The sequence below is a fragment of the Shewanella sp. FeAMO genome, from assembly GCF_053653955.1.
Map to the genome: position 1 here is coordinate 818,822 of NZ_CM132201.1, position 14,168 is coordinate 832,989.

Sequence of the window (14,168 nt, forward strand, 5' to 3'; positions counted from 1 at the left end):
AAACACTGTTGGTAGATAATAGATTTGGAAACCGTGAATGCGCGTTTAGCTGCAAAGGATATTAGGACTGAAACCTGTTTTAACCAATCAATACAAATGCATAGCGAGATGTACTGTTGTAATTAGATGGTGTTTCAGCCACCGAAAAAAAACATAACAAAATCAAGGCTACAGGACACCAGCGAAGCTTGCGCCTCTGTTTGGGGGTATGCGTACTAATTAACAAGGAATAATTCAATTGAAAGGAAACTGTTTGTGCGGAGAGATCTCGTTTGAGTTGTCAGGTGAATTACCACTCATTTATCAATGTCATTGTTCATTGTGTCGCAAAGTGTCGGGTTCTTCATCAAATTCAGCTTTGATAGTCAAGGCATCAAATTTTAAGTGGTGCACTGGCGAACATCAGATTCGGTCATTTTCTACTAGCTCTGGCTTTAAATCTGAGTTTTGTTGCCAATGTGGTAGTCCGGTACCTAATATCAGCTCAAACGGTGATTCATATTGGGTACCTGCTGGTTTGCTTTCCGAGCCTGTTGATACAAAAGTTTCTGCTCATGTCTATGTCGGATCTCACGCAAGTTGGGATGTGGGTTTCATGAATGACGGTATACCACAATTTGATACGATGCCAACTGAACAAGATTGGTTAAAGATATGCGAAAAATAAAGAAAACAATAGAGACACCCAACATTAACTGAGTGAGAAATCTAGTTTCCTGGATTGCAGAAACACAGATGTTTCCACAGGGAGAAAGCTATCTTTCAAGCCATAGCCATTTGAGGGCTATTCGGCTATTGAAGTTAGTGCAAGGGACCAATTTCAGACATTATTGAAATCGAACAAAGTTCGACTTGGCTGATGGGTTGGGTTATGGGGATTCAGCGAGACAATGTCTGGCAATTCGCAGTTCCTTGCCAGCGTCGTCGTTGCAGGTGAGTACAGTAGTCCGTAGGTGACTCCAATTCGCCAACCAGCCTTTGAATAAACAGCTGGATTCCGTATGAGTCACCATAAATGTCCTCGCAACAGGTTTTAATACTGTATAAGAGCAAAGATTGTGTTTGTGTAGGATGAAATAACTTTTAGTCAGGTAGAAAATGAGTCAGTACGAAGATCAATACTTTATAATGAAACGCGTAGTTTTTCGCGATAAATATCTATCTTTGCGAGCGACGTTAGATACTGGAAGAAGAAATCATACATATGCAAAGTTAGATTATGGTGATGGCCCTGTATTTTTTGAAAATGGGTATAAAGGAGAGGTTCCTTTTAATCTTAATAACGCTCAAATGGACAGTATATACCCAGTGGTATCTGTGGATATTGCTTCAGTAGTGAACCAATACGAAATAAATGGCTTTCAGTTGTTTCCTGCTGTCATTATAGGTGATGATGGGACGTGGTACGAGGACTTTTATTTCTTCAATTTTTACTCCACCTTGGATTGTGTTGACTTTGAAAGTAGTAATGTAGATGAGTATGAACCCAATGCTAAATACAATGAGGTTATAAAATACAAACTACTCGAGAATATTTTGAATGATATACCAGAAGAAAGTCGCTTAATTATCAAGTTGGCTCGAGTGGAGGGTGGCGCAATTATCGTTCATGAAAAAATAGTAAAAGCGCTAGCCAAATTCAATATTGAAGCATTTCAGTTTTTCAAACTCAGTGAATACATTCTTGGAATGGAGTTTAATAGAGTGAATTAGTTTCTAGATGACATTAAATCAAGGTGGACGAGTTTTTGAAATAGCTGTGCATTAGGTTGTTAGTGCAACAGTTATTTCAGCAATAGCTCGTAGTTCGATACTAAGTATACTTTTTACGCCTCGGGCTAGATATTTTCTGGGGATTAACTAACCTCAGGTATTGTACAAGAAATAGGTTTGTTTTGTGGTAGCTCTGAACGCTCAAACTGGACTGAGTTCCCTTACAGTGTTCTACTTATTTGGGAAAGTTATTTAGTTTACCTTTCTTGAAAGGTTAATTATATCCCCCTAAGCCACTTTTCTCATTTTGATGTCGAGTAGGTACATAGATTTTTTTAAGAAAATTAGTGGAGTACCAATCGCGGGTATTGCTAACTCTTTTGAAAAGACGTTTAGGTAAATATCGCCAATAAAGTTTAGATAACTCTTTATATCAGCTACCTTTTCTACTAACTCATTGAGAACCTTATATCTACTATCTGAGCTTGATCAACATGAGACAAGCTGAATGTTAGTTTGTATTTTTCTGATAAGTTATATTGAACCCAGCCATTTTTAACTGACCCAGGTAGCTTTCTCGGACCAACCGATTTTTCTGGTTCCCCAAATACTGATTTTATCGAAGTCAAACTCATTTTTTCAGTCAATGGTATATCTTTTGTTGAAAGCATGCTCAATAGCGCTTCATCAAGAGGGTATTCCACGATGAAAAACTTGAGACGTTTATCTTGATCGAAAATCATATTTATCTTGTCGTCGTAACATACTAAGTCAAATCGATCATCAAGTGTTGGCTCAAACTTAAGCGTATTTTCTCCAACTAGATATGTAAAATAACTATCTTTTACAAGTTCTTCGTAACGACTGTTTAGCCATTTGATTACGTTATTCATAAATTTCAGAGTCTTAATTTATTTCGTGCTGTTCATTAACAAATTTTATTTCTTTATGAGAGTGATATGCTATTTAAGGCTGGTAATGATGTCTATGTTTTTTGAGCAGTTTTTTCAAATGTTTTGAGTCGGCTAAGCTTTGTGCTGGCTGATTTCGACCACCATAAGTTCTAGAGCAATCTTTTGTGATCGGCTCTAAATAGCTTATATGGACACCTCTCCGATGCAAGCACCGGCAGGTCTCTTTCTGACAAAGTAGCCACACACATATATCCGGCTTCGTGAGCCCTGATGAACATCCGTACTCTCTGTCCTCATTAGTGCCATGGCTTTTAGCAGCCCAGCTATTTGTCAGGTTCACAGAGAGTCGGTTCTACCTGTCAGCACATCAACTCTTTGGACTTATTAAAATCAGTTAGTTACTTAACGATATACTCTGTTTTTTGGTTTATTAGCGCCCACGCTATTCGGGCATTTTTGTTAGCCAGCGCCACTACAGCTTTGTTTACGCCACTTCGGGCAATAATACGCTGGAGACCTCCACATCGTTCTTCCGGAAGGTTGATGACCCGGTAAACCACTGAGCGGGCGCCATGAATAAGCAGTCCTCGCAGATAACCATCTCCGCGTTTTGTTATCCCGAGTAGTCTGACTTTACCACCACTGCTGTGCTCCTTCGGAACCAGCCCCAGATAGCTGGCAAAATGCCGGCCATTCTGAAAATCAGCGCTGTCGCCCAGAGCTACCGTCAAGGCTGAAGCCCCTAATGGCCCGATACCAGGTATGCTTTTCAGTCTGAGGGTATCCTCATTTTGCTGGCTGATAAGCGCAAGGCGCAGATCCAGAGTTTTAATCCGCTGCTGATTGTCCTGAAGTTCCTGCAACATCTCATGGAACAGCTCCCGGCTGAGCGTGGTGAGCTCATTTTCTGCATCCTCCAGGTGCTCAGGCAGGTGGGCCATAATTTTATGAGCCCCTTCCGGTATGGCGATACCGTATTCCAGGCCTAGCCCCCGTATCTGGTTAATCAGCGCGGTTTTGTTTTTCATCAGCCGCTGGCGAACCCTGTGCAGACATTGAATATCCTGCTGTTCAATAGACTTCTCCGGCACATAGCGCATACCCGGGCGACTGTCAGCTTCGACAATTGCAGCTGCATCATTTTTGTCATTTTTACTGCCCATTCTGAAGGGGGCAACATACTGTGGACTGATTTGTTTAACTTCATGTCCGTATTGCCTGAACTGGCGTGACCAGTAATTTGCACTGCCGCACGCTTCCATCACAATACGGGACGGAGGCTGCTGAACAATAAACGCCGTCAATTTTTCACGGGTGATCATTTTATTCGCTTTCTTCTCACCCTGCGCAGATACGATATTCACCTGAAAAACTCGCTTTGCCAGATCAATTCCGATAATTTGTTCCATGGGACACCTCTTCATATTGCTGTTGGTTTGCACTTACAGCATGGCTCACTGAAGTCTTTGTGGGGAGGTGTCCATTTCATTAGATCCGAATACTGCTACATTTTCGCGATGCCGTGTCCGCTGCCCGGAAAAGGTGAAACCGTTTCAATAAATCGCCATACCATTGCAGTTTGACAGAGGCTTCCATTCGTTAGGACTTTTGCACGCCTGGCAACAGGCTCAACCGAACAGTCATTGGCCGCTGCCATTGAAGAAAGGGATGCAATATGAAGTGGTGCTCTCTTTAGGAAAACACGACCAACGGCTGCAGTTAACCACCTCTCCTCAAGCCAGAAAGAAGTGGCCCTGCCTGACAATATTGAAGCTCGCTTACTGACGAAGACGGTAAAAGGTAAGTCGGTTTCTATTTTGACCTAATTAACTGACCCCCTGCGTTATCCTGGGGCAGAGATAGTAGATTTATATGCCCATCGATGGGAGATAGAAGTGGGCTATCGGGAAGTGAAGCAGCATCTTCTGGAGAGTCGCTTTACGTTACGCAGTCAATTGCCGAACTGGTTATCCAAGAATTGTGGGGGATACTGTTGGCCTATAACCTCATCAGATACAAGATGATGTTGATGGCTAAAAGCTTACCGTCGTTACATCCGAACCAATTAAGCTTTAGAGATGCGTCGAGTTATATCATTTTTAAATTGACTCAACTGTCATCTCAAACGCCTGGAAGTGCACCAAGAGGAGGCAATTCAAGCTTGATGGGAGCCTATCCACGTGCGTTAAAAATGAATAAAAACAAGTATCCCATTAACGCTGAAGGTGGTTTTTTATTGGCCGTCATCTGTGGATCAATCACTGAAAATACTGACACAGTTGCGGCCGGAAACCTTGGCCTGGTAGAGGGCCTGATCGGCATTGGCCAGCCATTGATCGCTGTTTTCCACCTCATCACTCAGATCGCAGATCCCCAGGCTGATGGTAAAGGGCACCGGCTGACCATTGAAGCTGAAGCGGCTGCTTTCCACCTGAGAGCGCAGCCGCTCGGCAAAGGAGCGGGCATCCTCGGCGCTGGTGTGGGACAAGACCACAGCAAACTCTTCGCCCCCGTAACGCCCGGCGCAATCGGTTTCCCTGAGGTTTTGGCTGAGAATATGGGACAGATGCTGAATAACCCTGTCTCCGGCGATATGCCCCAGGCTGTCGTTGATCCGCTTAAAGTGATCTATATCGAACATCACCAGACTGGCAGGATCGCCATAGCGGGAATGGCGATCAAATTCCCGCTGCATGCATAGTTGCCAGTGTCTGCGGTTATGCAGCTGGGTCAGGCCATCGGTTTGGCTCAGGTGTTCCAGGCGCTCGTTGGCACTCTTGAGCTGCAGCTTGTTGATGGCAATATCCGTCACATCATAGATGATGATGCTGATATGGGAGATCTGCCCGGTCAGAGAGGCCAGCGGCAACAGGGTGACATTCTGGAACATAAATTCGGCGCGGCCAGTGATGGGCCGGTAGTTCTTGAATTTGAATACATAGGGCCTCTGCTCCCAACTGATGAAGGCGCGGTTCTTCAGCAGAAACACAGACTCCATCTTCTGCTTGAGCCAGCTGGCCGGCAGATCAGGGAAACGTTCAAACAGGTTGTCGCCCTTGATATCGTTGGGAGAAACGCCGCTGTGGTTCTCCATAAAGCCGTTCCACAGCTGAATATTGTACTCTCTGTCCAGCACCACCAGACCGACCTCTATGGTTTGTACCATATCGATCAGCCAGTGCAGTTCATTCATTGCATCCAAATCCTTTGCCATGGCAAACCTGTTTTTGTCAGTTCATCAGATAGCCGAGCTTGAAATTCAGCGTCGGCAAGGAGTCTTCGGTAAAGAGCAGTAAGAGATCGCACTGCACATTGTGATCTTCGATACGATAATTGATCTCCATCGCCAACGTGCGTTGCCAGCGATCTGAGTTATCGTGGATCAGATCGTTTACTGTGCAATGTCGCCCGAGCACCACAGGGTGCGCCTGGCTGAATTGCATGTCCAGTTGCTCCGAGATACCGCTGAGGAAGGCGCCGATCAACACGTTAGCTGTGTCGATCATCACCTCGATTTCTGTGTTGGCATCTTCGGGATCCGACAGGCCCATCAACTTGGCCATATCCTTAAAGCTGGAGTCGTGAAACAGCAGCAGAGCCTCACCGGCAATCCCGGCACCGATAAAGCCTTGGCACAGCGCCGAAATTTTGGGGCTTTCCTCTGTGGCCTTGAGTGCCATGGTCAATTCGCTGACCTCCAGCACATTGACGTTGGGAATAGGCAAGAGCACAAATACATCCAACAGCTTGGCCAGCAGATCGGCGGCGCGGCCCATGGCAACGTTGGCAACCTCCTGGCAGGCATCGCGCATATCCACCTGGATCATTGGCTCTTCATTGCTTTCGCCGCCTTCGGCCAACTGCAAAATGCCATATTCCTGCAGTATGCTGCTGATGGCATCTGCGCTGACGGGTTTTTGAATAAAATCCAGCGCGCCCAAGGCCTTGACTCGCTGATGAGCCTTAATTTGTATATCGCCCGAGACGACTATCACCATGGCCGGCAGGTCTTGCTGCTGAATCGTTTGCAGCACTTCGTAGCCGTCCATGACCGGCATGTTGAGATCCAAAAAGACAATCTCGCCCTTGCCGGCGCGAATTGCCTCCAGTCCTTCGGCGCCATTGGCGGCAAAGCTGATGTCTACCTCCCAATCTTTGGGAAGAGTACGGGCCATCTGCTTTCGAGCCAGCGCAGAGTCGTCGCATATGAGTACCGGAATCGCCATAGAGATTTCCTGTTCTACTGCATTACTTGAAGATAACACCTACAGCGGCATTTTTGTGATTATCCTCTGATTATGCCGCTGGATCAGTGAGGACTGGGCCGATAGTCAGTTATCGGCGAGCTCGGGCTTGATGCCCGTTTCTCATACATTTGGCAGGAGAAAATCTTATTATAGTGCAATGGCTTGCCTGTTGAGGGTCGATATTGTGAACACTTGTTGTCACTAAGTCAAAGCTAATGTCAGATTGTTGACGTTAGTCAAAATTTAGACTGCTCTGTGTTGTTGAAACGGGACGCTTTTTGCTCTGGCCTGACCAGTGTGATGGTGATACCGTTAACATAACTTCAACTTTCAAGGACCTGCAGATGCAGTGGCAGACACTCAGCCTGGAATGGCAACAACAGCTGGCTATCGTTAGCTTGAACCGGCCGGATAAGCTCAATGCCATTAATTACACCATGTTCAGTGAACTCAAGGCGATGGCGCGTCATTTGCACCGTCAACGACATTTGCGGGCGGTGATCCTCAGAGGTGAGGGCGGCCAATTCAGTTCAGGCCTGGATATCAAGAGTGTGGCCAACTCTCCCTGGCAAGCGCTGAAACTGCTGTTCAAGCTGTTACCGGGCAATGCCAATCTGGCGCAGCAGGTGTCTGTCGCCTGGCGTGAGTTGCCGGTTCCTGTCATTGCCGTCTTGGATGGCCGTTGTTATGGCGGCGGTTTGCAAATTGCTCTCGGCGCCGATTTTCGCATTGCCGCCAATGACGCCGAGTTGTCAATAATGGAAGCCAAGTGGGGCCTGGTTCCCGACATGGGCGGCCTGGTGAGTTTGCGGGAAATTCTGGCAAAAGATCAGGCATTGAAACTCAGCATGACGGCGGAATTAATCCCGGCTTCCAAGGCATTGGATCTTGGGCTGGTGACCGAGTGCTGCAGTGATCCCCTGGCCCGGGCAAAAGAACTGGCAGCTGAGCTCAATGAGCGCTCTCCCGATGCGTTGGCGGCGATAAAGCTGAGTATTAACCGCAGCTGGAACGGTTCCCGTAGGCGGCTGCTGGCGCGTGAGTCCTGGAGCCAGGTGCGTCTGCTTTTGGGGCGCAACAGAGCCATTGCCGCCGTGCGTCAGAGCAAGGATCCCGAGCGGGCCTTTGAACCGCGGCGAAACTGGTGAGATACCTATCACGTATGATGGGATAATAACTTGACCTCAATGGCAAAACTGGCTGAAAATCCGTCACTTTATTTTTAGACGGAAATTGGGATGCGGATTTTTTTTGAACGCCTGCTCTGGGGCAGTCGCTTGTCTGTCATGGTCGGAGTCTTCTCCTGTGTGCTGGCGGCCTTGGTCACTTTTGTCATGGGAGTCAAGGACGTGCTGCATATGTTTGCCCTGCTGTGGGAATACCTGCTCAGTGGCAGCTATGATGTGCGTAACGATCTTGTGATGGTACTGGTGGAGATACTGGATACCTTCCTGCTGGGGGCTGTGCTGCTGATCTTTGCTTTCGGCCTCTATGAGCTCTTTATCCGTAACCTGGAGCCGGCCGGTAACTCGGATACCGGCGGCAAGATATTGATCATCTCCAGCATAGATGCGCTCAAGAGCAAGTTGGGCAAAGTGATATTGATGATGCTGATCATCAAGGTGTTTTCCTTCTTTGCAGATATCAAACCCAGCTCGGCATTGGACTTGCTGTTCATGGGCGGCACTGTGGTGCTCATCTCCCTGGCGTTGATGTTCTCCAAGGGCGGCAAGAAAGAGTAATCGCACTGCCGATATTTGCTCTACGGGAAGCTTGGTCTGCCGGCCAGTTTTGGCAGCAACTTCTGCAATTAGGCGGTCACTGATGGGTTTCAGTGGCCGCCTTCTCGTTTGGCGCCTGCTGTTTCAGCACCTTTCTGGCCATGCCTTCTATCATCAGCAAGGTGTTTTCAAAGGCAACATCCTGGCGTAGATCCAGCGCCAGCAACTGCTGCCGATATTGATTGTCCAGCTTGCTTGAAGCCAGGGTTTTGCGACTTTCCACTGTAGCCTGCGAGGCCTGGTGACCGTCGGGAGATTGGATATCGAGTATCGCCAACTCCAACCCGGCCAGTTTCTTTGGCAGTGCCAAATTGGCATAGGGATCGTCGAGGTAGGGATTGATCACCACCAGCAAGTCCGGCTTGGCCAACTCCTGCGCCGCCAACAACTCAATCACCAAGGCGGCGGACTGATCCTGGGCTATCAGCAAGCGCTTGCCGGGAAAGGGCTCACCCAAGGCGTCCAATTGAGCCAGACTCTTTTGGATAAAGGTTTGTTGCTGCTTTCTGAGTTTCTGCCACTCCTCCGCCTCTCTGCGGCTTGTTGCCTGATTACTCTTGCCCTGCACCTTGCCATCGCCGGCCTTGCTTATTTCCTGGGCCTCTGTGGTGAAGTTGGGCTGCTCAGGAAAGGGAGGTGGTGTCATGCTGAGACTGGCCCAGCCTGCCGGATTGATGCTGCGGCGCAAGAAGGCGTTGAGCCCGGGGGCATCGGCATGGGTGCCGGGGGGCGGCAGCAACAGCGCTGCGCCCAATTGTTTCGGACCACTCCAGGGGCGCACCAGAACGGTTTGCTCCTCGCCATCTACTTGGATCTTTTGCAGTTCTGAGGCGGCGACATGCTCCAACGCCCGGCTATTGTCTCTGGGTTTCATAGGGGCTGTTTCAGGTGTTTGCTTGGCAGGCTTCTGCACCGGTTGCGGTTGAGTCTGCTCCTGGTTGGCCATGTCTTTGTTGGCTGGTTCGTCGGCTGCCAGTGCCATCAAGGGGAAAAAGCACAGCATAGCTATCGTCCTGGATATCAGCGCCAAGTGAACTCCTTAAACTTTTCATAGGCTGGAATAGCATGATTCTGCAGCCTTTATTGACTCAATGCTAAAATTATAAGCCGCAAATTTGTGCACTAAATAGCTGATCCGAATACTGCTACATTTTCGCGATGCCGTGTCCGTTGCCGGGAAAAGGCGAAACGGTTTCCATAAAATGCCATACCTTGCCAAGAAGTTCCCGCATGTTTCGGCAACTGTGATTACGGGTTACCGTTTCATTTAGTGCCAACCATAAGCGCTCTATCTTGTTGACCCAAGGTGAGTATACCGGTTGAAACAACAACCTGAACTTGGGGTTGCTCTTGAGCCAAGCCAGGGTTTTACGGCTCTTGTGAATGATGTAATTATCCAGAATTAGCGTGATAGTTTTGGCTTTGCGGTAATGTCGTTAGAGCTTTTCCAGCACCGCAATAAACAGCTCCGATGCTTTGCTGGCGCTGCTCACATAAAGCACTTTTCCTGTCTTGGTATGCAGCGTTCCAGCCAAGTAGTGCTTGCGGTTGTTACCTGGGGTGACCACGCGTTTTTGTTGCCCTTTGGGCATCCAGTCCGCCCCGATTTTGGGGTTAAGGTCGATGTCTACTTCATCTTCATAGAATACCGGATGCTCAGCACTGCACTGCTCAAGAGCCTGATTTATAGCGGCCATTTTCTCAGCTTTTAATGCGCAACGTCGGGGCTGAGCGGCGCCAGACTATGCCTGCTTCGGGTAACAGACGGCGAATGGTTGATGCAGCGACGCATAGCTTAAGCTGTGCATTAATCACCTTGGCAAGCAGCTCACTGCTCCAGCGGCTACGCTGGTAACCAAAGTCTTCCGGACAAAGCTGGATAAGTAGTGACAGACAGAGCAATATCGGGTTAATAGGCAAGACGGTTGGCCGCCCCGGCTTCTCTGATTTCAGTCCATCGATGCCACATTGGGTGTACCAGCCCAACCATCGGCCTATGCTGGAGCGGGCTGCGCCGGTGATGTGCTGAACTTGGGTAACCGGCAGCCCTTGATGCAACATCAACATCGCAATAAGACGCCTGGCAAAGTGCTTATCGTTGGTTTTTTGAATCAATTTTTGCATGCGCTTGCGCTCAGCGCGGCATAGTGGTGCTAAGATAGCCATTCTCAGTCCTCGGCGAGTGGTGGGTTTGTTTGGCGATAGATCTGATCGCTCAAACAGGACTGAGTTCCCTTCCTGTGATCTACTATTTGGAACAGCTATTTAGTAGCTGTTGTATCGAAAGTTTGTGTGTCGATCCAATGCTTGAAGGCGTGGTGCACCAGGGCTTCTGAAATTTAGCGCAAAAAACAAGACCCGCAGTTAGCGGGTCTTGGGGGATGATATTTGAGTGGATTATCAGGCGTGGCTGACCAGCACCAGGCGCACGGCATCGAGCTGCAGCTGGCATTGATCCAAATAGCCGCGTAGTTCGGCTATCTGATTTTGCAGATATTCAAGCTCGGCATCGCGGATATTGGGGTTCACCGCCTTGAGGGCTTCCAGACGTTCCAGCTCGGCGCCCAATTGGCGCTCCATCTGCTGCTGCGCTTCGGCCTGCAGGTTGGACATAGCCTCCATAGCGTGGGCTTCGCCCTTGGCCAGCAGTGGATGCAATATCGCCTGCGAGGCATTGACCAGCTTGCTGCCGATATGGCGGTTAACCGCGCTGAGCTGGCGATCAAAGTGCTCGTAACTCACCTTGTCAGACAGATTGTTGCCATCCTTATCCAGCAGAATGCGCAGCGGTGTCGGCGGCAGATAGCGATACAGCTGGCTGGACTTGGGTGCCGAGGCCTGTGCCAGATAGATAAGCTCCAGGAATACGGTACCTGCCGGTAGCGCCTTATTCTTGAGGATGGCAACACTTGTGGTGCCTGTCTCAGAACCTGTGATCAGATCCAGACCGGTTTGCACCAGCGGGTGCTCCTGGGTTATCAGGGCGATATCGTCGCGGGACAGGGCGGTATCCCGGTCGAAAGTCACGGTAATGCCATCTTCCGGCAAACCGGGGTAAGTGGGAAACATCATGTGCTCACTCGGGCGCAGCACTATGGTGTTTTCGCCTCTGTCGTCCTGATCCAGACCTATGATGTCCCACAGACGGATCACTGAGCCGATAAGCTGGGTGTCGTTATCCATCTGCGCCAGTCTCTCGGCCAATGCCAATGACCTGTCGCCGCCGTGGGAGTTGAGTTCCAGCAGCTTGTCGCGGCCCTGCTCCATCGCCTGCTTGAGCTCTTTATAACGGCTGCGGGTATCGCGCAGCAGCTTGGCCATCTCTTCTTCGTTTTCTTCCACCAGCAGTGGCAGCAACTGGGCGCCAAACTCCTTGAACAGAATATGGCCGCCGGGGCAGGTGAGTTCGAAGGCATTGAGGCCCTCGTGGTACCAGGCCAACAGACGCTCCTGCGCCGTGTCGGTGAGGAAGGGCAGGTGGATCTCTACATCATGGTTCTGACCTATGCGATCCAGGCGACCTATGCGCTGCTCCAGCAGATCCGGGTTCAGCGGCAGATCGAACAGCACCAACTGGCTGGCGAACTGGAAGTTACGCCCTTCGGAACCGATTTCCGAGCAGATCAGCGCCTGGGCACCACCTTCTTCCTGGGCGAAGAAGGCACCGGCCTTGTCACGTTCTATGATGGACATGCCCTCATGGAACACAGTGGCGAGGATCCCTTCTCGGGTACGCAGTGCTTCTTCCAGACTCAGCGCCGTGGCCGCCTGACTGGCGATGATCAGCACTTTCTTGCTGCGGTTTTGCTTGAGGAAATCGATGAGCCAGTCGACCCTGGGGTCGAACTTCCACCAGGCGGCGGAGTTTTCATCAAACTCCTGATACATTTTTTCCGGCGCCAGCGCATAGGCGGCCTTCATTTCCAAGGTGCGGTGACCATTCATCATGGCACTGACGCGGGCCGCAGTGAGGTACTGCTCCGGCATGGCCTGTGGATAAGCGTTGAAAATGCGTTTCGGGAAGCCTTTGACCGAGGCGCGGCTGTTGCGGTACAGCACCCGACCCGTGCCGTGTCTATCGAGCAGCTCCTGCAGCAGCTCGTCACGGGCGGCTTGCTGCTGCTCGGCATCGACGCCTTCAGCCTGGATAAGGCGAATGGCGGGGGCGATATCCTTCTCGGACAAGAGCTCGGTCAGGCTGTTGATGGCATTGTCGGGCAGCTTGTTGCCACTGGCCAACGCCTCGGCGGCGAGGGCCACCTCTTTGTAGCCTTCTTCCTCTTTGATAAAGGCTTGATAGTCGTAGAAACGATCCGGATCCAGCAGTCGCAGTCGGGCAAAGTGGCTCTCATGGCCCAACTGATCCGGGGTCGCGGTCAGCAGCAGTACGCCGGGCACCACTTCCGCTAGAGCTTCAACCACTTGATAGGCGCGGCTCGGAGCCTCTTCGGTCCACTCCAGGTGATGGGCCTCATCGACCACCATAAGATCCCAGTCGGCATCCAGCGCCTGGTCGAGACGGCGCTTCTTGCGCAGCAGCTCCAGCGAGCAGATCACCAACTGTTCTGTGTAGAAGGGGTTGTCATGGTCGGCAAAGGCCTCGATGCAGCGGTCTTCATCGAATACGGCAAACCGCAGGTTAAAGCGGCGCAGCATCTCCACCAGCCATTGGTGGCGCAGGGTATCGGGCACTATCACAAGTACCCGCTCGGCGCGGCCTGTCATTAACTGTTGATGAATGATGAGGCCGGCTTCTATGGTCTTGCCCAGGCCCACTTCATCGGCCAGCAGCACCCGAGGCGCATAGCGGCGCCCGACTTCATGGGCAATCCACAGCTGATGAGGAATAAGGCCGACTCTGGGACCCTGCAGCCCCAGCAGATCTGAGGTGGCCAGGTTGTGGCGCAGCTGCTGGGCGGCGTAGCGCACCCCGAATCTGTCCAGTCTGTCTATTTGGCCGGCGAAGAGTCTGTCCTGCGGCTTGTTGAAGCGAATGTTGTGGTCCAGCAGGGTTTCCCGGAGCTGCACTTCTTCACCGGTTTCGCTGTGAATGCCGCTGTAGATCACCAGCCCGTCTTTTTCATCCAAAGAGTTGATGGTCAGTGTCCAGTCTTCATGGCTCTTGACCTGATCACCTGGGTTATAAATCACCCGGGTTAACGGGGCGTCGTTGCGGGAGAACATGCGGTTCTCTCCGGTGGCGGGGAACAGCAGTGAGACCATGCGGCCTTCCAGTTGTACTACTGTACCCAAACCAAGCTCTGATTCGGTATCACTGATCCAGCGTTGACCTAAGGCGAAGGGCATCTTTAACTCTCATCTCCGAGCGGATTCTCAAAGGGCGCGTATGTTATACCAATCCGAGTATAATACCAATCCTGCCCCCTTATGACGCAGGCCTTTTCGCTCGCTTGTCATCCAATCGTCATCTTTAGCATCCTACACTCAAAAACGGATACCGCGCAGTGGCCATTGAACAGACTGCAAAGGGTATTTGTCATCCGCTGCTAAAG

Annotated in this window: 10 protein-coding genes and 2 pseudogenes; 5 read left to right on the top strand and 7 right to left on the bottom strand. The window is 50.2% G+C overall.

Annotated elements, in window-relative coordinates:
* The first annotated feature begins 238 nt into the window (after positions 1-238).
* Together ACWAU4_RS03740 and ACWAU4_RS03745 are read left to right on the top strand one after the other, a co-directional pair.
* The gene (locus ACWAU4_RS03740; RefSeq protein ID WP_208125513.1) at positions 239-667 is read left to right on the top strand and encodes a GFA family protein; all 429 of its coding nucleotides are present in this window, start codon (positions 239-241) and stop codon (positions 665-667) included.
* A gap of 431 nt (positions 668-1,098) precedes the next feature.
* Entirely contained in the window at positions 1,099-1,713 is a 615-nt protein-coding gene (locus tag ACWAU4_RS03745) for an imm11 family protein (RefSeq protein ID WP_144380478.1), read from the top strand.
* Positions 1,714-2,162: 449 nt separating this feature from the next.
* Here the strand turns inward: ACWAU4_RS03745 and ACWAU4_RS03750 are convergent, their stop codons facing one another.
* Both ACWAU4_RS03750 and ACWAU4_RS03755 read right to left on the bottom strand, forming a co-directional pair.
* Complete coding sequence (locus tag ACWAU4_RS03750; protein WP_045283993.1) at positions 2,163-2,606, bottom strand: hypothetical protein; 444 nt, start codon at positions 2,604-2,606, stop codon at positions 2,163-2,165.
* A 419-nt stretch (positions 2,607-3,025) separates the two neighbouring features.
* The gene (locus ACWAU4_RS03755) at positions 3,026-4,036 is read right to left on the bottom strand and encodes an IS110 family RNA-guided transposase (RefSeq protein WP_144377907.1); all 1,011 of its coding nucleotides are present in this window, start codon (positions 4,034-4,036) and stop codon (positions 3,026-3,028) included.
* 169 nt (positions 4,037-4,205) lie between these two features.
* Between ACWAU4_RS03755 and ACWAU4_RS03760 the strand changes: the two are divergent.
* Positions 4,206-4,842 (top strand): annotated as a pseudogene (locus tag ACWAU4_RS03760) (transposase); the annotation flags it as partial.
* A 39-nt stretch (positions 4,843-4,881) separates the two neighbouring features.
* Here ACWAU4_RS03760 and ACWAU4_RS03765 read toward each other — a convergent pair.
* Both ACWAU4_RS03765 and ACWAU4_RS03770 read right to left on the bottom strand, forming a co-directional pair.
* Positions 4,882-5,841: a GGDEF domain-containing protein gene (locus tag ACWAU4_RS03765; RefSeq protein ID WP_028780494.1), complete on the bottom strand. Its 960-nt coding sequence runs from the start codon at positions 5,839-5,841 to the stop codon at positions 4,882-4,884.
* A 16-nt stretch (positions 5,842-5,857) separates the two neighbouring features.
* Positions 5,858-6,853 (bottom strand): response regulator, encoded by a 996-nt coding sequence (locus ACWAU4_RS03770; protein WP_025888766.1) that lies wholly within the window; start codon positions 6,851-6,853, stop codon positions 5,858-5,860.
* Positions 6,854-7,218: 365 nt separating this feature from the next.
* On the opposite strand from ACWAU4_RS03770, the gene ACWAU4_RS03775 reads away from it, so the two are divergent.
* Both ACWAU4_RS03775 and ACWAU4_RS03780 read left to right on the top strand, forming a co-directional pair.
* Positions 7,219-8,022: a crotonase/enoyl-CoA hydratase family protein gene (locus ACWAU4_RS03775; protein ID WP_144225945.1), complete on the top strand. Its 804-nt coding sequence runs from the start codon at positions 7,219-7,221 to the stop codon at positions 8,020-8,022.
* Between the two features lie 90 nt (positions 8,023-8,112).
* Positions 8,113-8,616: a YqhA family protein gene (locus ACWAU4_RS03780; protein ID WP_025010320.1), complete on the top strand. Its 504-nt coding sequence runs from the start codon at positions 8,113-8,115 to the stop codon at positions 8,614-8,616.
* 76 nt (positions 8,617-8,692) lie between these two features.
* Here the strand turns inward: ACWAU4_RS03780 and ACWAU4_RS03785 are convergent, their stop codons facing one another.
* The 3 genes and pseudogenes from ACWAU4_RS03785 to rapA form a co-directional block, all read right to left on the bottom strand.
* Positions 8,693-9,685, bottom strand: a complete 993-nt coding sequence (locus ACWAU4_RS03785; protein WP_208125514.1) for a DUF3530 family protein — start codon at positions 9,683-9,685, stop codon at positions 8,693-8,695.
* A 115-nt stretch (positions 9,686-9,800) separates the two neighbouring features.
* A pseudogene (locus ACWAU4_RS03790) lies at positions 9,801-10,821 on the bottom strand (IS630 family transposase).
* Positions 10,822-11,055: 234 nt separating this feature from the next.
* Positions 11,056-13,962, bottom strand: a complete 2,907-nt coding sequence (gene rapA / locus ACWAU4_RS03795) for an RNA polymerase-associated protein RapA (protein WP_208125515.1) — start codon at positions 13,960-13,962, stop codon at positions 11,056-11,058.
* Positions 13,963-14,168 lie beyond the last annotated feature (206 nt).